Genomic DNA, 22,095 nt, shown 5'->3' with positions numbered 1-22,095 from the left:
CTCGCCGACAAGACGAGGCGCTGCCCGCCGCCACGTCCCGTTCAGCGTTCACCTTTCCGCCGAACGGGACATGACGGCACGGCCACTCGCACTTTGCCGCCACCATGTCCCGCTCGGGTCGCCGCCGCTGAGCGGTACGCGGCTGCGAGCGCACTCGCGCTTTGCCGCCACCATGACTTGCTCAGGTCTACCTGAATACCGTTGCTCGCCACAGCGGGACGCGAGGTGGATGGCTCCCAGGCTGTGCCGCCACCACGTGCCACTCGCCGACGAGACGAGGCGCTGCCCGCCGCCACGTCCCGTTCAGCGTTCACCTTTCCGCCGAACGGGACATGACGGCAGGGCCACTCGCACTTTGCCGCTGCCAGGTCCCGTTCAGGATCTTCCTCGCCGCCGAACGGGACGCGGCTGCGGGCTTATCCGCGGTTCGCTGCGGCTGTGGCCGGGTCGGGGTCTATCTGGCTAGTTGCTCGCAGAGAGAGATGCGAGGTGGATAACCTCTCGCGTTTGTCGACAGCACGGGCCGCTGGCGGGGCTAGACGAGGCGGTGGCCGCCGTCGGCGTGGAGGACGGTGCCGGTGATGAAAGGGTTGTGCATCAGGGCGAGCATGGCTTGGGCTATTTCGGTGGGGTGGCCGATGCGGCCTATGGGGAGGCGGGCGGAGAGTTGTTGGTGGCGTTCGGATTTGGCGGGGCCGGCGATGGTGTCCCAGATCGGGGTGTCGATCCAGCCCGGGGAGATGACGTTGACTCGGGTGGGGCCGAGTTCGACCGCCAGGGCGTAGGCAAGGGATTCGAGGGCGCCGTTGGCGGCGGCGACGATCGAGGAGCCGGGGCTGGGGCGGTAGGCGGCGATGCCGGAGGTGAAGGTGAGGGAGCCGCCGGGGGTGATGCGGGCGTGTTTGGCCAGGAGGGCGGGGCCGATGAGCTTGGCGGCCAAGGTCTTTCGTGCCAGTTCGACGTCGAAAGACGCGATCGGCTGATACACGCCCTCGGCGTAGACCGCGGTGGTCACCACGTGGTCGACCGGGCCCACCTCGGTGAACAGTCGCTCGATATCGGTCTCGCTGGTGATGTCAGTGACGAGCGAACGCACCTTGCCCGGCCCCTCGGGCAAAGTGCGTTCGGCTGCGGCGAGCCGCTCGGCGGAGCGGCTGGCGATGATGACCTCCGCGCCCTCCGTCACGAGCGCGGCGGCCAACGCCAAACCCATGCCGGAGCTGCCGCCGACGATGACGACCCGTTCTGCTGTGGTGCTATCTGTCATGCCTCCACCCGACCATCGCACCGGTCGAGTGTCCATGTCGCACTATCGAATTCGTGTTAGTGCAGGGCTAACACCACAGGTCGGGCGCACCACACCGCACGCGGCCATCCGAAAAATCGAGGCGAGTCGAATGGTCGCCAGTTGATCTTCAACAGCAACCTTTCGACTCGCCTCGATCACCCCTCGTCGGCGAGTGGGCAGGTCAGGCGGCGCAGGCCGGGGACTGCTGGTTGAGGTTGGCGAGCGCACCGCAGGCCCAAGACTTCTGGACCTTCCACTTGCCGCCGTCGAGCACGAACGGCACATCGACCACGTTCTCCTGGCCATTGACGGTGAATTTCCCTTGGGCGCTTACGGATTCACCGAAGACGGTAACCCCGGTGATCTCGGCCTTGGCGTCCGCCTGCTTGAACGCCTCGGCAAGCCGGTTGGGCAGATCCGGATCGGCCTCGATGCCCTGCACCAGGTCCAGCTTCTCCGCCCTCGGCACCGACGGGTCCAGCGCCTTTTGCAGCAGCGCGTTCAACTCCGCGACGGTCGGCGGAGCGGGCGTGTTGGCGTTGGCAGTCGTGCTGGTCGAAGTGCGGGGCGGCTTCGGCGAATCCGACTTGTCATCGCTACCGCAGGCCGTCAGGCCCAGTGCGGCAACCACGGCCAAGCCGGCAATCGCCATGCGTCCGGTCTTACGAAGCTTCAACTGCTCGTCCTAACATTCGGCTGATACATCGACGGTGATGCGGCACGAACAACCAGCGCAGTGGTCGACAGGCATCGAAACGTCAAGCTACCCAGCACAATTGTGAGAACAGTAAGACGACGGTGAGGTCCGGAGAAGAGTCCGCCCGACGCGGTCAGATCTGATCGGCAGGTGCTTGCCACTCCGGGCTGGCGGCCAGTACCTCGACAAGGGCGCGCACGGCCGGGTTTCGGGTAGGTACGCGCCAGATGGCGGCGTAGGTGACCGCTATGGGGCCGCCGCGGAGTGGGCGCCAGGCGAGGCCGGGGTGGGTGGCGGGGCGGGAGGTGCTGAGGCCGATGGTGGCGGGGCGGGAAGGGAGGACGGCGAGCATTTGGGCGTGGCCCATGGCGCTGTCGCTGAGTCGGACTCGGGCGCCTCTGGCGTGCAGGGTGTGGAGGAGTTCATCGTGGAGGCCGGGGGCGGACTCTCTGGCGAACAGGATCAGTTCTTGGTCAGTGAGGTCGTTGGGGTCGATTTCGGCGGAGTTCGCGAATGGGTGGGTCGAGGACATGAGTATGCCGAGTTCGTCGCGGGCGATCGGCTGCTGGGCGAAGCGGTCAGGTAGGGCGACCGGGGTGCGGACGAGGGCCAGGTCGACCTCGTCGTCATCGAGCAGTCGGACTTGGTCTGCAGTCGTTCCCCCGGTGAGCACCGTTCGAGTGCCGGCCGGCAGCAATTCCTCGATTCGTGAAGGGAGCCAAGGGGGTACGCCGTTCAGCAATCCGAACCGAAGCACCGGCGCACCCGCGGCAGAGGCCCGCCGCGTCTCCCGCACCGCCGCATCCACCGACCGCAACACCTCACGACCGGTCCGCAACAACACCTCCCCCGCCGCCGTCAGCTCGACCCGCGGGTCCCGGTTGAGCAACGCCCCGCCCATCTCCCGCTCCAGCACCTTGATCTGCTGACTGAGCGTCGGCGTGGAAATGAACAACCGCTCCGCCGCCCGCCGGAAATGCAACTCCTCCGCCAAAACAACGAAGTACCGCAACTGCCGCAATTCCACGATCGCCCCGTTCACGTCAAACGGGACATGATGGCCGGCTCCGCTGCCACCACCATGTCCCGTTTGCTCGGACAAACTCAAACCGCCGCGCGGGGCGGGAATTCACCAGCCGCGCTCGGCCAGCCGGTGATCGACCGGCAGCTCCTCGACGTTGATGCCGACCATCGCCTCGCCCAGTCCACGCGAAACCTTCGCGAGCACATCGGGGTCGTCGTGGAAGGTGGTCGCCTTGACGATCGCGGCGGCCCGCTCGGCGGGGTTGCCGGACTTGAAGATGCCGGAGCCGACGAAGACGCCTTCGGCGCCGAGCTGCATCATCATCGCGGCGTCGGCGGGGGTGGCGATGCCGCCGGCGGTGAACAGCACGACGGGCAGCTTGCCGGTCTCGGCGACCTCGCGGACCAGCTCGTAGGGCGCCTGCAGCTCCTTGGCGGCGACGAACAGCTCGTCAGCGGGCAGCGCGGACAGCCGGCGGATCTCGCCGCGGATCTTGCGCATGTGCGTGGTGGCGTTGGAGACGTCGCCGGTGCCGGCCTCGCCCTTGGAGCGAATCATGGCCGCGCCCTCGGTGATTCGGCGCAGCGCCTCACCGAGGTTGGTGGCGCCGCAGACGAAGGGAACGGTGAAGTTCCACTTCTCGATGTGGTTGGCGTAATCGGCGGGGGTGAGCACCTCGGACTCGTCGACGTAGTCGACGCCGAGGCTCTGCAGGATCTGCGCCTCCACGAAGTGGCCGATGCGCGCCTTCGCCATGACCGGGATGGAGACGGCGGAGATGATGCCGTCGATCATGTCCGGGTCGCTCATCCGGGACACGCCGCCCTGCGCGCGGATGTCGGCGGGCACCCGCTCGAGCGCCATCACCGCGACCGCGCCGGCGTCTTCGGCGATCTTGGCCTGGTCGGCGGTGACCACATCCATGATCACCCCGCCCTTCAGCATCTCGGCCATGCCGCGCTTCACGCGGGCGGTGCCGATGGTCTGGGTGGTCTCGGGCGTCGTCACGGCAAACTCCTGGGTCATCTGCGCCAATCGGGGTCGCAAGGGATTGAATCGACCCAATTCTAGGCGGGCCACCCAGGCCACTTGATAGCCAGTCGGAGATGACTGGCCTTGTCACCTACCTGGGGCTCTGTCCGTCGGCGTGCCGTACTGGACCGGTCGCCCGGGCCACGGGAACGGATTCGCCGGGCAGCGGGGCGGATTCACCGTCCCCGCTAACTTCCGGCGGCGATTCAGAGCGGGCCGACCACCAGCAACTGTGCCCAGTACTCGGCGGCGGCGGGACCGATGAGCGGCAGCAGGAAATCGAACAACAGGTAGGACATGTACTACGTACCTCCGCACACCGAGCATTTCCCCCCACGACGCGTGGGGGCCGCGGCACCGATATCGAGTGCCTTGCGAAAAGCACTACCCAGCCCGCGGCGATCCAGACGCGACCGTAGCACGATCGTGAAACACATCACATCCACGTCAGCGGATCGAGCGGACCTCGGGGTGCGCGACGCCGGACGCGGCCGCGGCGGCTTCGGGCAGGAGCTGATCGAGGTTGTACGGGTAGACGGTTTCGCCGGAGCGATCCAGCTGGACGATGTCGTCGACGGTGCACCATTTGCTGCCGGTGATCGAGCGGCGTTCGATGGTGGTCAGGTTGGTGGCCTGCGGCTCGTAGCCAGGCACCCGCAGAGCGAAGAACAGCTCTTCGGAGCGGATCAGGTCGCCGTCGAACGGGAACACCGCGACGCGACGCCAGATCGGGCCGCGCAGGCTGTCCGGGTCGGCCTTGTGCCCGGTCTCCTCGTACAGCTCGCGAACGGCGGCGTCACGCAGCGACTCCCCCGGATCCACGCCACCGCCGACGGTGAACCAGAACGAGATGTCCGGCGTCTTCGGGTCGTTGCCCCGCATCAGCAGCGTGCGGTCCTGCTCGTCGAACAGCACGATGCGCGCGGTGGTGCGGGTGGTGTCGACGGTGAGCCCGGTGGACGCGGCCGGATTGGCCCGCTCGGTGATCTCGAAGTAGGTGGGCAGCGGCGCGGTGCCGCCGAGGTGCAGGATGCGCACCGACCGCCGGGTGCGCAGCGCGAGGGTGTCGCGCACTGCGTCGTTGTGGAAGCGGCGCGCGATGAGCACCCGCGCCTCCGCGTCGGCCAGCTCGGCCACCATCTGCGGGCGCAACTTTTCGATATCGATCGTCGACAGCGCCCCGGAGAGCTGGTTTTCCACGGTCTCCCGATCGGCTCTGGCGACGCGCTCGGCCCGATCGGCCAGCAGCGCAAGCACTTTGCCCTGATCGGCCAGCGCCGGATCGGCCACCGGATCGGCGATCGCCATCGCGACCGAACGGGCGACCACCGCACGACGGGCCAGCGCCGCGTCCAGCGCCTGCCAGGACTGGTCGGAGCGCACATGCAGCCGGTCGAGCCGGTTGGCGGTCGAATAAGCCCAGATGCCGATCGCGACGACGACCGCCGCGATCAGCGCGAGAACGAGAACCGTTGTGGCGGAGAAGGTGATCATCCGGCGGCCCGCACCCTGGTGTCGCCGACGGTCACCGTCTCGTACACCCGCAGGATCTGCTCGGCCACCACCGGCCAGTCATACTCGCCGACCACCTGGGTCGCGGTCTCCACCAGCGCCGCCCGGAGACTGTCGTCGGTGAGCACCTCGTCGATGGCCCGCGCCAGCGCCGCCGAATCACCCACCGGCACCAGCGCACCCGCCGTGCCGTCGCGCAGCACCCGCCGAAAGGCGTCCAATTCGCTTGCCACCACGGCGGTTCCGGCCGCCATCGCCTCGATCAGGATGATGCCGAAGCTCTCGCCGCCGAGATTGGGCGCGACGTACACGTCCGCGCTGCGCATCGCCGAGGCCTTCTCCGCGTCCGACACCTGGCCGAGGAAGCGCAGGTGCCCCGCCAGCGGCCCGGCCTCGCGGTGCAGCCGCTCCTCGTCCCCACGCCCGACGATGAGGATCTCCAGATCCTGGTGCTTGCGCACCAGCTCGGGCAGCGCGCCGAGCAGCACGTCCATTCCCTTGCGCGGCTCGTCGTAGCGGCCGAGGAACAGCACGGTCTTGCCCGCCCGCGGATAGCCGGGCAGCATCGGCGCCCGCGCGAACGCGGGCACGTCGACCCCGTTGGGAATCTCCACCGCGTCGGACCCGAGCGCCTCCACCTGCCAGCGCCGCGCCAGCTCAGAGACGGCGATCCGGCCGCTGATCTTCTCGTGATACGGCCGCAGCACGCCCTGAAAGGTGCTGAGGATCAACGACTTCGTGGTCGAGGTGTGAAAGGTGGCGACGATCGGCCCCTCGGCGATCTTCAGCGCGAGCATCGACAGGCTCGGCGCGTTCGGCTCGTGGATGTGCAGCACGTCGAAATCGTTGCCGTCGATCCACCGGCGAATCCTGGTGTAGGCCATGGGCCCGAAGGACAGTCGCGCGACCGATCCGTTGTACGGAATCGCGACCGCGCGCCCGGCCGACACCACGAAATCGGGCAGCTGCGTTTCCTCCGACGCGGGCGCGAGCACGCTCACCCGGTGCCCGCGTTCGATGAAAACCCGCGCCAGCTCGACCACATGCGCTTGCACCCCGCCGGGGACGTCGAACGAGTACGGGCAGACCATGCCGATCTTCATGGGGCCCCGTCCGAATGAGCCGGCGTATCAACCGGATCCGTGCCGGCCCTGTCCAGATGTGGCTGCGCGGCCGCGATCCGGGCCAGCCGCTCCGCGGACAGGTCGCTTTCCCACATCGGTTGCAGCATGTGCCAATCCGCCGGGTGCGCAGCGATATTCGCCGCGAACCGGTCCGCCAGTTCCTGCGTGGCCACCGCGACCCCGTTCGAAACATCAATGGGCGGTTCGACTTTCATCCCCCAGCCCTCGGAGCCGGCGCCGGTGAACCAGGTGTGCACGGGCAGCAGCGGCGCGCCGGTCTCGATGGCCAGCTTGGCCGCACCGGCGGGCAGCCAGGTGCGCTCACCGAAGAAGGTGACCGGCACCCCCCGGCCGGTCAGGTCGCGCTCCCCCATCAGGCAGATCGCCTTGTTCTCCCGCAACCGCTTCGCCAGCTGCACGAACGGCGGCTGATCGCCACCGGTCAGCGGCACGACTTCGAAGCCGAGGCTTTCCCGATAGGCGAGGAACCGCTTGTACAGCGATTCCGGCTTCAACCGCTCCGCGACGGTCGCGAAGGTGCCGTGGTTCTGCACCAGCCACACCCCGGCCATGTCCCAGTTCCCCGAGTGCGGCAGCACCAGGATGGCGCCGCGGCCGGCCGCCAGCGCCGCCTCCAGATGCGACTTCCCTTCCAGGACAAGCTCACCGATCGCCCGGTGATCCATCGACGGCAGCCGGAACGCCTCGCGCCAGTACCGCGCGTAGGACCGGACACTGGCCTGGATCAACTCGTCCGGCACGTCCGCGGGCGTGCCGCCGATTACCCGAGCGAGATTGCGCCGCAGCTGATTCGGCTCACCACCGGCCCGGAACGCCCGGTTCGCCTTGCCCGCGACCCGATCGGCGCCGGCATCGAACAGCCGCCGCGCCGTCGGCTCGGGCAGCGCCCGCACCAGCCGCCAGCCCGCCGCGTAACCGGCGTCGCTCAACCGTTCCCCGATACTCATGACCATTGCCCCGTTTCCCGCACCACACCACCACGATATGGCGGTCTCACGTCGCGTTCGCCGTTCCGGCCGTAGGGTTTTCCGGCGCGGTCGGCTTGGCCAGCGGGATCACGTCGCGCGCGCCCGGCGAGCTGCGCACCGCGAGGATCCGCTGGAACACCGTGACGATGCTGAGCACCGCGAGTATCCACATCGCGACATGCACCGCGTAGGTGAGCCAGTCCAGGCCCCAGTACCCGCCGATGCCGGTGAACCCGGCCCCGACCAGCACGATGATCAGCCGATCCGGCCGCTCGATGATCCCGCCGTCGGCGGACAACCCGCTCGCCTCGGCCCGCGCCTTCGCGTACGAGATCACCTGCGAGGTCACCAGCACCACCAGCGTCGCGGCGAACAACGGCTTGTGCTGCTCGTGATAGACCGCCCACCAGGCCAATCCGCCGAAGATCGCCCCGTCGGCCATCCGGTCGCAGGTGGCGTCGAGCACCGCGCCGTACCTCGTGCCGCCGCCGCGCGCCCGGGCCATCGCGCCGTCGAGCATGTCGAACATGACGAACAACCAGATCACCATGGTCCCCCAGAACAGATGTCCGGTCGGGAACAGGGTGACCGCGGCGGCGATCGACGCGGTGGTGCCGATGACCGTCACCGCATCCGGCGTGAGCCCGGTGCTCACCAGCGCTTTGCCCAGCGGCGCAGTCGCTTTGGCAAACGTATCGCGGCCGAAGAAGCTCAGCACCTCTAGTCGACTTCCTTCCAGGCTGCCGACAGCAGCGCCCTCGTCTCGCGTAGCAGCTGTGGCATGACCTTCGCGCCGCCGACCACGGTGATGAAGTTCGCGTCGCCGCCCCAGCGCGGGACGATGTGCTGGTGCAGGTGGTCGGCGAGCGAACCACCGGCCACGCCACCGAGATTCAGGCCGACGTTGAAGCCGTGCGGCCGCGACACCTGCTTCATCACCCGGATCGCCTGCTGGGTGAACGCCATCAGCTCGGCGCCCTCGGCAGGCGTGAGGTCCTCGAGGTTGGCCACCTTGCGGTAGGGCACCACCATCATGTGGCCGGGGTTGTACGGGTACAGGTTCAGCACCGCGTACACCAGCTCACCGCGCGCGATGACCAGGCCGTCCTCGTCGGACATCTTCGGGATGTCGGTGAACGGATGCCCGGTCGAGGCGGGGTCGGTCGAGGCCGCCTCCGCGATGTAGGACATCCGGTACGGCGTCCACAGCCGTTGCAGCCGATCGGGTTCGCCCGCGCCGCGATCGACGATGCTGCCCTGATCGGCGTCATTCAGCTCGGAGAGGCCGTCCGCCGCCGTGCGATCACTCATTGCGCACCCTTGATCTCGAAGCCCTCCGCGGTCGGCGAAGCGTTCTCCCGATTCGCGATCCATGCCACGATGGTGGCGACCGCGTCGGCGACCGGCACCCCGTTCACCTGGGTGCCGTCGCGGAACCGGAAGCTCACCGCGCCGGCGTTCACGTCCCGCTCGCCGGCCAGCAGCATGAACGGCACCTTCTGCGCGGTGTTGTTGAAGATCTTCTTCTGCATCCGGTCGTCGCTGCGGTCGACCTGCGCCCGCACGCCCGCGTCGTGCAGCAGCTCGATCACCCGATCCAAGTGCGGCGCAAAGGCTTCCGCGACCGGGATGCCGACCGCTTGGACCGGCGCGAGCCAGGCCGGGAAGGCGCCGGCGTAGTGCTCGGTGAGCACGCCGAAGAAGCGTTCGATGGAGCCGAACAGCGCGCGGTGGATCATCACCGGCCGCTGCTTGGTGCCGTCGGAGGCGGTGTATTCGAGGTTGAACCGTTCCGGCAGGTTGAAGTCCAGCTGGATGGTCGACATCTGCCAGGTGCGCCCGAGCGCGTCCTTGACCTGCACGGAGATCTTCGGCCCGTAGAACGCCGCGCCGCCCGGATCCGGCACCAGCTCGAGGCCGGAGGCCGAGGCCACCTTGGACAGGGTCTCGGTCGCCTCTTCCCACAGCTCGTCCGAGCCGACGAACTTGACCGGGTCCTTGGTCGACAGCTCCAGGTAGAAGTCGTCGAGGCCGTAGTCCTTCAGCAGCGCCAGCACGAATTGCAGGGTGCTGGTGAGCTCGGCGTGCATCTGCTCTTTGGTGCAGTAGATGTGCGCGTCGTCCTGGGTCATGCCGCGCACCCGGGTCAGGCCGTGCACCACGCCGGACTTCTCGTAGCGGTACACCGAGCCGAACTCGAACAGGCGCAACGGCAGTTCCCGGTAGGACCGCCCGCGCGCCCGGAAGATCAGGTTGTGCATCGGGCAGTTCATCGGCTTGACGTAGTAGTCCTGGCCGGGCTTGCGGACGGTGCCGTCCTCGTTCAGCTCGGCGTCGAGGTGCATCGCCGGGAACATGCCGTCCTGGTACCAGTCCAGGTGGCCGGAGACCTCGAACAGGTGCCCCTTGGTGATGTGCGGGGTGTTGACGAACTCGTAGCCCGCGGCCACATGCCTGCGCCGCGAGTACTCCTCCATCTCCTTGCGGATGATGCCGCCCTTGGGGTGGAACACCGGCAGGCCGGAGCCGAGCTCGTCGGGGAAGCTGAACAGGTCCAGCTCCAGGCCGAGCTTGCGGTGATCGCGGCGTTCGGCCTCGGCCAGCAGGTGCAGGTACTCGTCGAGCGCCTCCTGCGACTCCCAGGCGGTGCCGTAGATGCGCTGCAGGTCCTCGCGGTTCTGATCGCCGCGCCAGTAGGCGGCGGAGCTGCGGGTCAGCTTGAACGCGGGAATGAACTTGGTGGTCGGGATGTGCGGGCCGCGACACAGATCGCCCCAGAGCCGGTCGCCGGTGCGCGGGTCCAGGTTGTCGTAGATGGTCAGCTCTTTGCCGCCGACCTCCATGACCTCCGGATCGTCGATGCCGGACTTGTCGCCGATCAGCTCCAGCTTGAACAGCTCCTTGGCCAGCTCGACCCGGGCCTCCTCGACCTCGACCACGCGCCGCGAAAAGCGCTGCGCGCCTTTGACGATCTTCTTCATCCGGGATTCCAGCTTGGCCAGATCCTCCGGGGTGAACGGCTTGTCGACCTGGAAGTCGTAGTAGAAGCCGTCCTTGATCGGCGGGCCGATGCCGAGCTTGGCCTCCGGGAACTCCTGCTGCACCGCCTGGGCCAGCACGTGCGCGGCGGAGTGCCGGATGACGCTGCGGCCGTCCTCGGTGTCGGCGGCGACCGCCTCCACCTCGACGTCGGTGTCCGGGGTCCAGGACAGGTCCTTGAGCCCCTCGGCGTCGCGCACGACGACGATGGTGTCCGGGCCCTTGGTCGGCAGCCCGGCCTCGCGCACCGCGGCGCCCGCCGTCGTCCCGGCCGGCACCCGGACGAGGGCGGCAGGGGCATTGCGGGCTGAGGTGGTCACGGCGGTGCTCTCCTTGGAGTTTCTCGGGTGCGGGGACATCCCCGCGGATCATGCCCAGGACAGCGGCTGCCCCGGCGCGACCATGCTATCGGCATGCCCACCCCCACGCGCACGCTCGCCCGCCTCTCCGGGTATTCAGGCCCGATTCAGGTGCGTGCGGAGTGACGTTGGCGACCGGCTGTGGGGTGGTGGATAAGTCAGCCTGTACCCGGTGAGTTACCCATGTGCTTGCGAAATCAGTGGTCAGTTCATGCGAAAACGGTGGTCGCCTGATGAATCTACGGTCGTCGGTCAGGTGTCCGCAGCCAGTTTTTCCAGCATTGCCTCGCGTTCGGCGGATGGGCGTTTCGGGCAGCTGGTGCACATTTCGCAGTTGGGGACCTCGTAGACGAGGCAGCAGGAGATGCGTTTGACGAAGGTGCGGCCGCCGATCTCGACGAAACGGGGGGTGGGGAGTTTGCCGCCGATCTCGGTCGCCAGTCGGGCGCCCGCGTCTGGGGAGCCGGCGTCGAGGGCGCGGTTGCCGACCGCGTCGGCGACGATCGCCCACAGCGACGGCACGCCCGCGCCGGAGACCTCCGCGACCGGACCGATCACGGCCGCAAGGGTTTCCCGCAACGCCGCGCCCGGCTCGACGGCTTCGTCGGGCTCGGCCAGCACGTGGATGCGCTCCACGCCGCCGTCCGGGCGGACCTCGCAGTCGAAGTGGTCGAGTACCGGCTCGACCGCCCGCTCGTCCCGGGCGTACGCGCGCGCGATCTGCTCGACCAGCGCGGAGGCGACCATGCACCACCACAGCGTGCCCGCGATACGCGGTGACGTGGTCCCCCACGAATGACCCATCTCGGCGATCCGCGCCGCCAGCCAGTCCGGCTGCGTCAACGTTCGCCCGGGAACCGTGTTCACCACTTCAGGGGACTGCGTAACCATTGCCACTCGACTCCGATCCAGCTGCCGACCATCCCGAACGTGCCCAATATCCATAGTGTCGCGACAACCAGCGCAAAGGTAGCGCCCGCCGCGAACACGCGCATGGCGGCACCCCGTGCGGAATACCACGCCATACCCTGCCGGTACTTGTCCCGCAGCCAGCCGAGTGCCCGTTGTGCCCAGGCGAATTCGGTGGCCAGGACGCCCAGTCCGGCGAACACGATCGCCCAGCCGGGTCCGGGGTAGGGAATCGTGACGATTCCGACGACGAGCACCGCGGTGCCGACCAACGCGACCCCGGCCCGATAGGCGAAGTTCAGCGTAGGGCGCGCGGCAATGCGGGCCCGGAAGGCGCGCCAACCCGTCCGCGTCGATCTTGTCTCCAGGTCAGACGTCACCTGTTCCAGCGTACGAGACCGACCGGTCCGGCCCAGGTCGCAGCAGCCGAGCCCGCCCGAACCGGACAGTTCGGGCGGGCTCGGCGGTCAGCGCTCAGACGAGTTCGGGCGTGACCCGATGCCCCGCCTCGTCCTCGATGTGCGCCAGTCCGTGCTCGGTGACCTCGATGACCCGCGCGCTGGCGATGTCGAAGAACAGGCCCGACACCGTCACGCCGCGCTCGGCGACCGCCGCCCGGACTGCGGGGTGCCGTTGCAGGTTTTCCAGCTGCACGGCCACGTTCACCATGCTCAGCTGGTCGACCTCGCCGAAGCCCGCCCGGGCGGCCGCGATGGCCACCGGGTGTCCGTGCCGGACCCGGTCCAGGCTCGGATGCGCGTGCGCGAGCCACTTGTCGATTTCCGGACCGGCCTGGGCGCCGGAGTGCAACGCCTTCATGGCGCCGCACGAGGAGTGGCCGCAGACCACGATGGACCGGACGTTCAGCTCCTCGAGGGCGAAGACCAGCGCGGCATCCACCGACGGATCACCAACGGCCGGAACCAGATTGCCCACATTGCGCACGGTGAACAGGTCACCCGGCCCGCTGTTGGTGATCATGTTCGGCACGATCCGCGAGTCCGCGCAGGTGAGGAAGAACGAATCCGGATCCTGGCTGTCCCGCAGCTCGTCCAGGTGCGGCCGGACGACGTGCGCGTGGCTGCGGTGGTAAGCGGCCACGCCGGCCGCGATCGGGTCGGCGTGTTCGTCGCGCCGCCACGGGCCGAGGATGTCGGTCCACACCGCGCGCCCGAAGCTGCGCGAAGGCGGGCCAGCCGTCGCGTAGGCCATCCGCGCACTGCCGATCTCCACGAAATCGACGCTGCCGCCGCCGTTTTCCTGCTGCCGCACCCACTCCTCGATCGCCTCGAAGGCGGCGTGATCGAGGAAGTCGACGGTCATCTCGACGGTGACGTCGGCGTCGGCAGGCACCTTCGCGAATTCCGCGGACAGCTTCGGCAGCGCGAGGAACGTGCAGGAGCCGTCGATGGTGATCATCCAGCGCTGCGAACCCGGAATCTGCCTGGCGCTGATCGCGACTCGCACCACCCGCCACAGCAGCAGCGCGAAGGCCAGCGCGAGGCCGATCAGCACGCCCTCCAGCAGGTTCAGGAACACCACCGCCGCCACGGTGACCGCGTAGACCAGCAGATCGCCGGTGCGCCGGGCCATCCGGATGTGCGCCAGCTTGACCAGCTGGATGCCGATCACGATCAGCAGACCGGCCAGCGCCGCCTTCGGAATCTGTTGCACCACACCGGCCAACGCCACCGAGAACACCAGGATCCAGACGCCGTGCAGCACCGCCGACGCGCGGCTGCGCGCGCCCGCCTGCACGTTGGTCGCGCTGCGCACGATCACGCCGGTGACCGGCAGGCCACCCAGCAGGCCGGACAGCACGTTTGCCGAGCCTTGACCGATCAGCTCACGGTCGAAATTGGTGCGCTTACCCGAGTGCATCTTGTCCACGGCCACCGCGGACAGCAGGCTCTCCACGCTGGCGATCAACGCGATGGTGATGATCATGATGACCACCGCCGACCAGTCGCCGCGCGGCAGCTCCGGCAGGCCGATCGCGTCGAACAGCGAGCCGTTCAACACGATTCGCTCGGCACCGGTGGGCAACACCATGGCGAGTATCGTCGCCACGAACACCGCGACCAGCGGGCCGGGGACGGCCCGCACCTTGGCTGGCACATACTTCCAGCCGAGCATGATGGCGATCACCACCGCGCCGAGGAACGCGTCGCCGCCGTGCAGCGACATCAGCTGCTGAGGTAGCTGGGTGAGGTTCTTCCACGCCGAACTGTGCGACGAACCGCCCAGCAGCACGTGAATCTGTTGCAGCGCAATGGTGATGCCGATGCCGGCCAGCATCGCGTGCACCACGACCGGCGCGACCGCCAGCGCGGCGCGGGCAATCCGGCTCAGCCCGAACAGGATTTGCAGCACACCGGCCGCGACGGCGATGAAACAGGTTACTTTCCAACCGAATTGGTTGATCGACTCGGCGACGACCACGGTGAGCCCGGCCGCCGGGCCGCTCACCTGAAGAACGGAGCCGCCAAGCAGGCCGGCGACGATGCCACCGATCACGGCGGCGATGAGACCGGCGGCGACGGGCGCGCCGGAGGCGAGGGCGATGCCGAGGGACAGCGGCAGCGCGACCAGGAAGACCACGATGGAAGCGGGCACATCGTGGCGGAGGACGGATTGCAGACGATCGGACAGGGATCCGGGACCAGGACCCTTGTCCGCCGAACCAGGCGGTGTAATCGGGGGGGCCAAATCGTTCTCGATGACCATGACTATCTCCTTCGCCGAACTCGGCACAACGGCCGAGGTCGGTTGACGATCAACATGTCCAGCAGGGCACACGACCGCGAACCGGCATCTCGCGGTGAAGCAGTACTCGACGCACCAGTGGGTCGAGTTGTAAACCTCAGCAAGGCTATTAGTAAAGACTAAGCAAAGCCTGAGAATCGTGCTAACTGCGCGTTAACACGAGGTCAGGCCTGCCTGTCGAGGCGCCGACGCGGCGCCGGGACCGTCGCGGCGGTTAAACCGGCTCTGCGGCGACACGGCGGCCCTCGTCGTCGAACTCTGCGATGCCGTCCACGGTCACCTCGATCACCCTGGCCGTGGCGATGTCGAAGAACAGCCCGGACACCGCGACGCCCCGCTCCTCGACGCCCTGCCGCACCGCCGGGTGCGCGTGCAGGGTCTCCAATTGCAGCGCCACGTTCACCATGCCCAGCTGGTCCACCTCGCCGAAGCCGGCCAGCGCGGCGGCCTCGGCGACCGGGTGCCCGAGACGGAACCGGTCGAGGCTGGGCCGCGCGTGCGCTAGCCAGTCGCCCAGTCCGGGCCCGGTCTGCACCTCGCGGTACAGCGCCTCCATCGCGCCGCAGCCGGAGTGGCCGCACACCACGACCGCGCGCACGTCCAGCTTCTCCAGCGCGTAGATCAGCGCGGCCTCGACCGACACGTCGCTGCCCGCGGTGGGGACCAGATTGCCCACGTTGCGGACGGTGAACAGGTCGCCGGGCCCGCTGTTGGTGATGACGTTCGGCACGATCCGGGCGTCGGCGCAGGTCAGGAAGAACGAGTCGGCGTCGGGCCGGTGCCGCAGCCCGTCCAGGTGCGGGCGCATCAGGTGCGCGTGGCTGCGGTGGTAGGCCGCGATGCCCGCCGCGATCGGGTCCTCCCGGATGCCGGTGCGCCGCCACGGGCTGATCGCCTGGTCCAGGACCTGCCTGGAGTGTCCCCGCTCCGGCGGGCCCGCCAGCGCGCGGGCCATCCGCGCGCTGCCGATCTCCACGAATTCGACGGTGCCGCCTTCGGATTCGTGGTGCGCCGCCCATTCGGTGATCCGCTCGTAGGACGCGTGATCGAGGAAGTCGACCGTCATCTCCATCGTGACCGCCACTCCCGCCGGAACTTTCGCCAGTTCCGCGGACAGCCTGGGCAGCGCGAGGAACGTGCAGGTGCCGTCGATGGACACCACCCAGCGCCGCGCGCTCGCCACCGGCTCGGCGGTGATCGTCACCCGGACCACCCGCCACAGCAGCAGCGCGAACGACAGCGCGAGCCCGATCACCATGCCCACCAACAGGTTCAGGAACACCACGCTCAGCACCGTCGCGACGTAGACGTACAGATCACCGGTGCGCCGCGCGAGCCGGATGTGCGCCAGCTTCACCAGCTGCACCCCGATCAGGATGAGCAGCCCGGCCAGCGCCGCCTTCGGGATCTGCTGCACCAGCCCGGCCAGCGCGACCGCGAACAGCAGCACCCAGATACCGTGCATGATGGTCGACGCCTTGGACCGCGCACCCGCCTGCGCGTTGGTGATACTGCGCACGATCACCGCTGCCACCGGCAGGCCGCCGAGCAGACCGGAGACCATGTTGGCCGAGCCCTGGCCGATCAGTTCGCGATCGAGGTCGGTCGAGGTTCCCGGGCGCAGCTTGTCCACGGCGACCGCCGAGAGCAGGGTCTCCACGCTGCCGATCAGCGCGATGGTCACCACGGTGATCACGATCGCGGTCCAGCCGCCGGCCGGAATCGAGGGCAGTCCGATCGAGTCGAGCGGCGAGCCGTTCAGCACCAGCCGCTCGACATGGGTGGGCAGCGCCAGCGACAGCACCGTCGCGATCACCACCGCGACCAGCGGTCCCGGCACCGCGCGGACCTGGCGCGGCAGGAACTTCCAGGCAATCAGGATGACGATCACCACGAGACCGATCACCAGGTCGCCGCGATGCACCGACATCAGCTGACGCGGCAACTGGACCAGGCTGTCGAACGAGGAGCTCTGCGACGTGCCACCGAGCAGCACATGCACCTGTTGCAGCGCGATGATCACGCCGATCCCGGCCAGCAGGCCGTGCACCACCACGGGCGCGATCGCGAGCGCGCCGCGCGCGATCCGGCTCAAGCCGAACAGGATCTGTACGGCACCGGCGCAGACGGTGATGAAACACGTCGCGGCCCAGCCGAATTGGTGCACGCTCGCGGCGACGACCACGGTGAGGCTCGCGGTCGGCCCGGTCACCTGCACCGCCGACCCGCCGACCAGCCCCGCGACCACGCCGCCGGCCACCGCGGCGATCAGACCGGCGGCGACGGGCGCGCCGGAGGCGACCGCGACGCCGAGGGACAGCGGGAGCGCGACCAGGAAAACCACGATCGAGGCGGGCAGATCGTGGCGGCCGACAGCGGCCAGGCGTTCGGGTAAAGCAAAGTGGCGCAGCGACGTCCGTGGTGCGGAATCGGTGTCGGTGGACATATTTCTCCTTCGCCGGGCGGACGTGGACCGTCCCGGTTCATCGGTGGAACATGTACTGGCATCGAAAGCGAGCGGCGGGCGTAGCTCAACCGCTCGAGAGCGGCGACCCGGTTGACTCGAAGGTCTGGCTAATAGTAAAGACTTCGCAAAGCATTTGGAAAGGTTTCAGGTAGAATCGACACAACCGTCACCGAATTGTGATCCAGATCACTACCGTCTGGCAAGGGGCAGCTACTTCAGGTACCAGGCGATCAGGCGTTCGAGCAGGCCAAGATCGCAGGCCTCATCCGGGACGGTGAGCACCGATTCGAGGTTGCTGCGATCGAACTCGATCCGTTCCAGCAGGTACTTGCCGGTGTAGGCCATGCGGGTGGCGACGGCGCGGTCCAGTGCGGTGAGGGAGCCGTCGTCCCATTCTTCCGGGGTGACGGGACGCAGGGTCATGCCGAGGCCGGCGCCGATCATGCGGACCGTCTCGTCCGCCGGAACGCCGATGCGGTCGGTCAGGTTGACGATCCGCGGCAGCTGGTCGGCCTCGGCAAGTCCCAGCAACCACTCCACCGTCGTGTCGATGGGCACGAGGTTGAGCGTCGCCCCGTCGGTCACCTGCACGGCCGCGTCACCGCCGGGGAATCGGCGGGCGACTCGTTTCATGTTCGACATGAAGTTGTAGATGCCGAAATCCGAAGTGGTGTGGGCGGTTTTGGACGAACCGACCACCTGGCCGAGGCGGAACACCGCACCGTCGATGTTGTGCTCCCGGAGGAAATCGCGGAAGACCAGCTCGCCGCCGCATTTGGTCGCCTCGTAGACGGTGCGGTACTGCGTGGCGTCCGTGGGCGGCAGCCAGGTCTCCGCGCTGGGCGTGTCCGATACCCCGCCGACGTAGGCGGTGCTGATCAGGAAGAACCTCGAGCCCGGCCGGGAGTGTTTGACGAACAGTCGCAGCGCCCGCTCGGTTCCCCGGGTGTTCACATCCTGAAGGAGCGCCGGGCGATTGGGCGAGAGGTCGACCGCGGCGGCGAAATGCCAGAAATCGCAGGGCTCGGAGAAGATGGTGGCGGCTTCGAAGTCGTTGATGCCCAGGTATTCCTGAGTGAGTTCGCAGTCGTAGGTCTCGAGTTCGGTGATGTCGGGCGGCGTCTCCCCGTCGATGATCGTCGCCGATTCGAGCGCCTCGGGAACGCGGGTCCGCGCTCCTCTGGCCAGCGCCTTCACCCGAATGCCGCGCTCGAGCAGCGCGCAGATCGTATTACTGGCCACGTAGCCGTTCGCGCCGTCCACCACGGCCACTCTCGAATGCCCCATCAGATGCTCCACATGTCGCGGTCGAAGCGGCGGTCGATGGTGCCGGCCAGCCGGCGCAGGGCGACGCCGGGATCCTGCGCGGCCTCGACGCACAGGTCGACCACGCTCGCGCACATGGCGGCGGCCAGTTCGTCGTTCCATAAGCGCTGTGCCGCATTGAAAGTCATGGCCATCGCCTCCTGGGTTCCCTTGATCGTGAGCATGCCGTCGATCGGCAGCACGTTGCCCACCGAGGTCGCGCGCAGCGCGTAATCCGCGGCGACGCAATCGGGTCCGAACAGCGACTCCCCCACCGAGGCCTTCGGCACATTCAGCATCTGCACCGGGAACAGGGCGCTGTGCGGGTCGATCAGGGCGACGGACAGGTCCGGGCAGTCCTCCAGCACCTCGATGAAGGGATACCACTGAAATCGGTAGGCCTGCAAGCAGTTCTGCTTGAACGACGCGACAAGATCGGCGAAGGACAGCTCCGGCGTCCAGCGGAACGCGACCATGAACGGATTGAAGAGCATGGCCACCGACTCGTGGAATCGCGGATCCTTCCGGCCGTGACTGAAGGTCGGCATGAGGTATGCGGCCGAGCCGCTGAGCTGTCCGAGGATGAAGCCGTACGCGGCGGCGATCACCATGAACGGTGTCGCGCGCAGCTTTCCGGCCAGGGCGCGCACCGCGGTGAATTCCGCGGACTCCCATCGACGGTCGCCGCGGCAGGTGATCGCCCGGTCGTCCGGCGACGCCTTCGCGGCGATCTGCAGAATCTCCAGGGAGCCGAGGTATTCCGGCCAGAACGCGCGGGCCGCGTCCGCCTCCGGTGACTCCAGCGCGGCCAGTTCGTCCAGCACCAGCCGGCCGTAACGCACCGCGGGTGGTTCCGGTTCGGTTTCCAGTCCGGCGGCGGCCCGATAGAACCGCCCGATATCGCGTTTCAGCACTTCCAGGGACCATGCGTCGGCGACGCTGTGGTGCACCGTCACCTGGAGTAGCCGCCGATCCGGCGCCCGCTCGAGCAGCAGCACGCGGACCAGCGGCGGACAGGTGAGGTCGAACGGAGAGTTGTTGTGCTCGACCAGTTTTGCCGCGATCTCCGGCGCATCCCAGGATCCCGCAGCGACCTGCTCGACCGTCGTGTCCGGTTCGATGTCGGACCCGATGACCTGCTCGTCCATGCCACGTCCGCGGACGATGGCGACGCGCAGCGCGTCATGCCGTTCGACAGTCCGGGCAATCGCGTCGAACAGGCGATTGCGGTCCAGTGGCCCGTCGACAGTGAGCCGGAAGGAGATGTTGAACGCCTCCGCCGCCCCGCCGGGCCGGATCGATTCGAGGAAATCCAGCAGATGCTGCCCCGGCGTCAAGGGCAGCCGCCCGATCGATTCCGTCGGGTTCATTGCGAGCCTTGATGCAGGAACTGTTGTGCGGCAACGGCATATGTCAGCGCATATCGCTTGAGGTCACGCACTTCCACGTACTCGTCGGCCATGTGCGCGATCCACTTGCCGCCCGGCCCGTACACCACGCTCGCGACGTTGCCGAAATGGGTCAGGATGGTGCCGTCGGTGGTACCCGGCACGCCACCGAGCACCGGCCGGACACCGTTGACCAGCTCGTGCGCGCCGACCAAGGACGTGACAAGTGCTGTGTCCGAACCGGTTTCGACCCAGGGTCGATCATCGATCACCGTGATCGTGACGCCGATCTCGCCCTCGCGGGCGGCGGTGTCGATGCACTCGCCGATCCGCTTGAGCAACATCTCGTGATCCACCCCGGGGACGGTGCGCACATCCAGGTAGAGCGAGCTCGTCCCGCAGATCACGTTCATCTGATCCGCGGTTCCGGCCTGGACCACCGTCGGCGTGATGGAGGGTGCGCCGAGCTCCGGCGTAGTGCCCACCTCCGCGATCAGCTTGCGTTCGAGTGCCTCCAGCCCCAGCACCACCCTGGCCATGGCGGGCAACGTGTTCCGGCCCTGAAACGGCATCGCGCCGTGACTCATCACGCCGGTGAACTCCACCCGTACCCGGATCGCGCCCTTCGAAATCGGGCACACCTCATCGCCTTCCGGCTCGCAGCAGATCACCCCGTCGACGTCGCGGACGAAACCCTGGGCCACCGCCGCTTTCGCGCCGGTCATCATGCCCTCTTCGTCGCACAGCAGGAGCAGCCGGATCCGACCCGGGAACGGACCGGACAGCTGCAACGCCCGTGCGCCGTAAAGCATCGCCGCGACACCGGATTTCATGTCGGCGGAGCCGCGCCCGTAGAGCTTTCCGTCGCGGATCTCGCCGCCGTACGGGTCTACGGTCCACTGGCCGGGATCGCCTTCGGTCACCACGTCCAGATGACCTTCGAAGGCCAGGGTCGGGCCCGCGCCACCGCCGCCGGTCAACGTCACCACGATGTTCGGACGACCGCCGGCATCGAAAAACTCAGCGCGCCAACCCCATTCCTCGATCTTGGCGAGCAGGAAGGCGGCTACGGCACGCTCGCCGCGGCCTTCCTCGCCCAAGGCATGGGTCCGCACGAGCTGCTGTGTGAACTCGATGAGTTCCTGCTCGTCGATTCCGGCATCCAGCGACGCGATGTCCACGGTGTGACCCCCAGAAGTCAGGTTTGTCCATGCTACGGCGCGACCGGTATCTCCGGGCTAGATCCGGGTCCGTTGTGTCTTGATCCACGACATCGCCTGCCGCAGCCCGGTGACCTCGCCCGCCTCCGTCGCGACGCTCGTACCGAAGGTGCCGTTGTCATCGATCTGCCCGAGCGCCAACAACTGTCGCCGAATCTCGGCCGCCTCGTCCGGGCCCGCGCCGCCGTCGTCGAGCCACTCGTCCAGCGGCCGGAAACTGGTGGTCCGGTGGCCTTCGACGATGTCGAGCGAGTTGTCCAGCAGCAGGTCGATGAGCTGGCGCTCGGTGAGCGTGCACGCGTGCCCGGGGTCGCGCAGGCGCTGTAGCTCCTCGAACCGGGCATGCGCGGCGCCGGAGAGGCCGGTGACGTTGTCCGCGATGATGACGTGCCCGCCCGGCCGGACCACCCGCGCCATCTCGGCCACCACGATGTCGGGTCGTCGCACGTGGTGCAGGGCGCGCGTGCACATGACGAGATCGAAGGTGTCGTCCGCGAACGGCAGCTCCTCGACCAGGCCGACCACCAGCTGCACGCCGCTGACCCCGTCGTTGGCGCGCGCCTGCTGGAGCATCTGCACCGAGGAGTCGATGCCGACGATCTTCGCCCGCACACCCACTTTCGCGGCGACGGCGGCCGCGGCGGCGGTCCCGGTGGCGACATCGAGGGCGCGTTCGAAGGCCAGCGGACGGATCATCTCGGCCAGCAGTTCCACGTCCAGGCGGCGCGCCTGCCCGCCCGCGTACGCCTGCGCGATTGTCGCGAACCTCAACTGGTTTCGGGAAACCTGCTCGCGGTAGCCATCGGTCATCTGTCGCACCTTCGGCGCCGTAAGTTCCGGCAATGCCACGGAACTGGTGGACGGCGAACTCGGATATTCGCCGATATTCAACCGCCCTACGGTACCGTGTATTCACGCAAAAAGCCGCGTCCGTACACCGGGGGGACATCATCGGGACTGCCCGGTTCGTGGTCGC

18 protein-coding genes are annotated in these 22,095 nt (G+C 68.0%); all 18 read right to left on the bottom strand.

Annotation, left to right across the window (positions count from 1 at the left end; all coding sequences use genetic code 11):
* Positions 1-535: 535 nt before the first annotated feature.
* Positions 536-1,267, bottom strand: a complete 732-nt coding sequence (locus tag F3087_RS33185; RefSeq protein ID WP_150406036.1) for an SDR family oxidoreductase — start codon at positions 1,265-1,267, stop codon at positions 536-538.
* 202 nt (positions 1,268-1,469) lie between these two features.
* Positions 1,470-1,964: a hypothetical protein gene (locus F3087_RS33180; protein ID WP_223885523.1), complete on the bottom strand. Its 495-nt coding sequence runs from the start codon at positions 1,962-1,964 to the stop codon at positions 1,470-1,472.
* Between the two features lie 154 nt (positions 1,965-2,118).
* Positions 2,119-3,027 (bottom strand): LysR family transcriptional regulator, encoded by a 909-nt coding sequence (locus F3087_RS33175; protein WP_191094258.1) that lies wholly within the window; start codon positions 3,025-3,027, stop codon positions 2,119-2,121.
* Between the two features lie 87 nt (positions 3,028-3,114).
* On the bottom strand, positions 3,115-4,017 hold the full coding sequence (pdxS, locus tag F3087_RS33170; RefSeq protein WP_150406034.1) for a pyridoxal 5'-phosphate synthase lyase subunit PdxS: 903 nt from the start codon (positions 4,015-4,017) through the stop codon (positions 3,115-3,117).
* Positions 4,018-4,488: 471 nt separating this feature from the next.
* Positions 4,489-5,532, bottom strand: coding sequence for an NUDIX hydrolase (locus F3087_RS33165; protein WP_150406064.1), 1,044 nt, complete (start codon positions 5,530-5,532; stop codon positions 4,489-4,491).
* Positions 5,532-6,656, bottom strand: coding sequence for a glycosyltransferase family 4 protein (locus F3087_RS33160; protein WP_150406033.1), 1,125 nt, complete (start codon positions 6,654-6,656; stop codon positions 5,532-5,534). Before F3087_RS33160 ends, F3087_RS33165 begins: the two co-directional genes overlap by 1 nt.
* Positions 6,653-7,645, bottom strand: a complete 993-nt coding sequence (locus F3087_RS33155; protein WP_150406032.1) for a phosphatidylinositol mannoside acyltransferase — start codon at positions 7,643-7,645, stop codon at positions 6,653-6,655. Before F3087_RS33155 ends, F3087_RS33160 begins: the two co-directional genes overlap by 4 nt.
* A 46-nt stretch (positions 7,646-7,691) precedes the next feature.
* Entirely contained in the window at positions 7,692-8,384 is a 693-nt protein-coding gene (gene pgsA / locus F3087_RS33150; RefSeq protein ID WP_150406031.1) for a phosphatidylinositol phosphate synthase, read from the bottom strand.
* Between the two features lie 2 nt (positions 8,385-8,386).
* A complete protein-coding gene (locus F3087_RS33145; RefSeq protein ID WP_150406030.1) occupies positions 8,387-8,977 on the bottom strand; it encodes an HIT family protein in 591 nt (196 codons plus the stop codon).
* A complete protein-coding gene (thrS, locus tag F3087_RS33140) occupies positions 8,974-11,064 on the bottom strand; it encodes a threonine--tRNA ligase (protein WP_396897597.1) in 2,091 nt (696 codons plus the stop codon). The genes F3087_RS33145 and thrS overlap by 4 nt, the downstream gene beginning before the upstream one ends.
* Positions 11,065-11,316: 252 nt before the next feature.
* Complete coding sequence (locus tag F3087_RS33135) at positions 11,317-11,931, bottom strand: (2Fe-2S)-binding protein (protein ID WP_223885521.1); 615 nt, start codon at positions 11,929-11,931, stop codon at positions 11,317-11,319.
* Positions 11,928-12,353, bottom strand: a complete 426-nt coding sequence (locus tag F3087_RS33130) for a TIGR02611 family protein (protein WP_150406028.1) — start codon at positions 12,351-12,353, stop codon at positions 11,928-11,930. The genes F3087_RS33135 and F3087_RS33130 overlap by 4 nt, the downstream gene beginning before the upstream one ends.
* Before the next feature lie 94 nt (positions 12,354-12,447).
* Positions 12,448-14,700, bottom strand: a complete 2,253-nt coding sequence (locus F3087_RS33125; RefSeq protein WP_150406027.1) for a SulP family inorganic anion transporter — start codon at positions 14,698-14,700, stop codon at positions 12,448-12,450.
* A gap of 253 nt (positions 14,701-14,953) precedes the next feature.
* Positions 14,954-17,185 (bottom strand): SulP family inorganic anion transporter, encoded by a 2,232-nt coding sequence (locus F3087_RS33120; protein ID WP_150406026.1) that lies wholly within the window; start codon positions 17,183-17,185, stop codon positions 14,954-14,956.
* Between the two features lie 231 nt (positions 17,186-17,416).
* Positions 17,417-18,493, bottom strand: a complete 1,077-nt coding sequence (locus F3087_RS33115) for an SDR family oxidoreductase (RefSeq protein WP_191094256.1) — start codon at positions 18,491-18,493, stop codon at positions 17,417-17,419.
* A complete protein-coding gene (locus F3087_RS33110; RefSeq protein ID WP_150406024.1) occupies positions 18,493-19,881 on the bottom strand; it encodes a condensation domain-containing protein in 1,389 nt (462 codons plus the stop codon). Before F3087_RS33110 ends, F3087_RS33115 begins: the two co-directional genes overlap by 1 nt.
* Positions 19,878-21,080, bottom strand: coding sequence for a M20 family metallopeptidase (locus F3087_RS33105; RefSeq protein WP_150406023.1), 1,203 nt, complete (start codon positions 21,078-21,080; stop codon positions 19,878-19,880). The genes F3087_RS33110 and F3087_RS33105 overlap by 4 nt, the downstream gene beginning before the upstream one ends.
* Positions 21,081-21,137: 57 nt before the next feature.
* Positions 21,138-21,929, bottom strand: a complete 792-nt coding sequence (locus tag F3087_RS33100) for a class I SAM-dependent methyltransferase (protein WP_150406022.1) — start codon at positions 21,927-21,929, stop codon at positions 21,138-21,140.
* Between the last annotated feature and the right edge of the window lie 166 nt (positions 21,930-22,095).

The organism is Nocardia colli (assembly GCF_008704205.1).
Taxonomy (GTDB): domain Bacteria; phylum Actinomycetota; class Actinomycetes; order Mycobacteriales; family Mycobacteriaceae; genus Nocardia; species Nocardia colli.
This window is presented reverse-complemented; position numbering and strand designations above follow the sequence as displayed.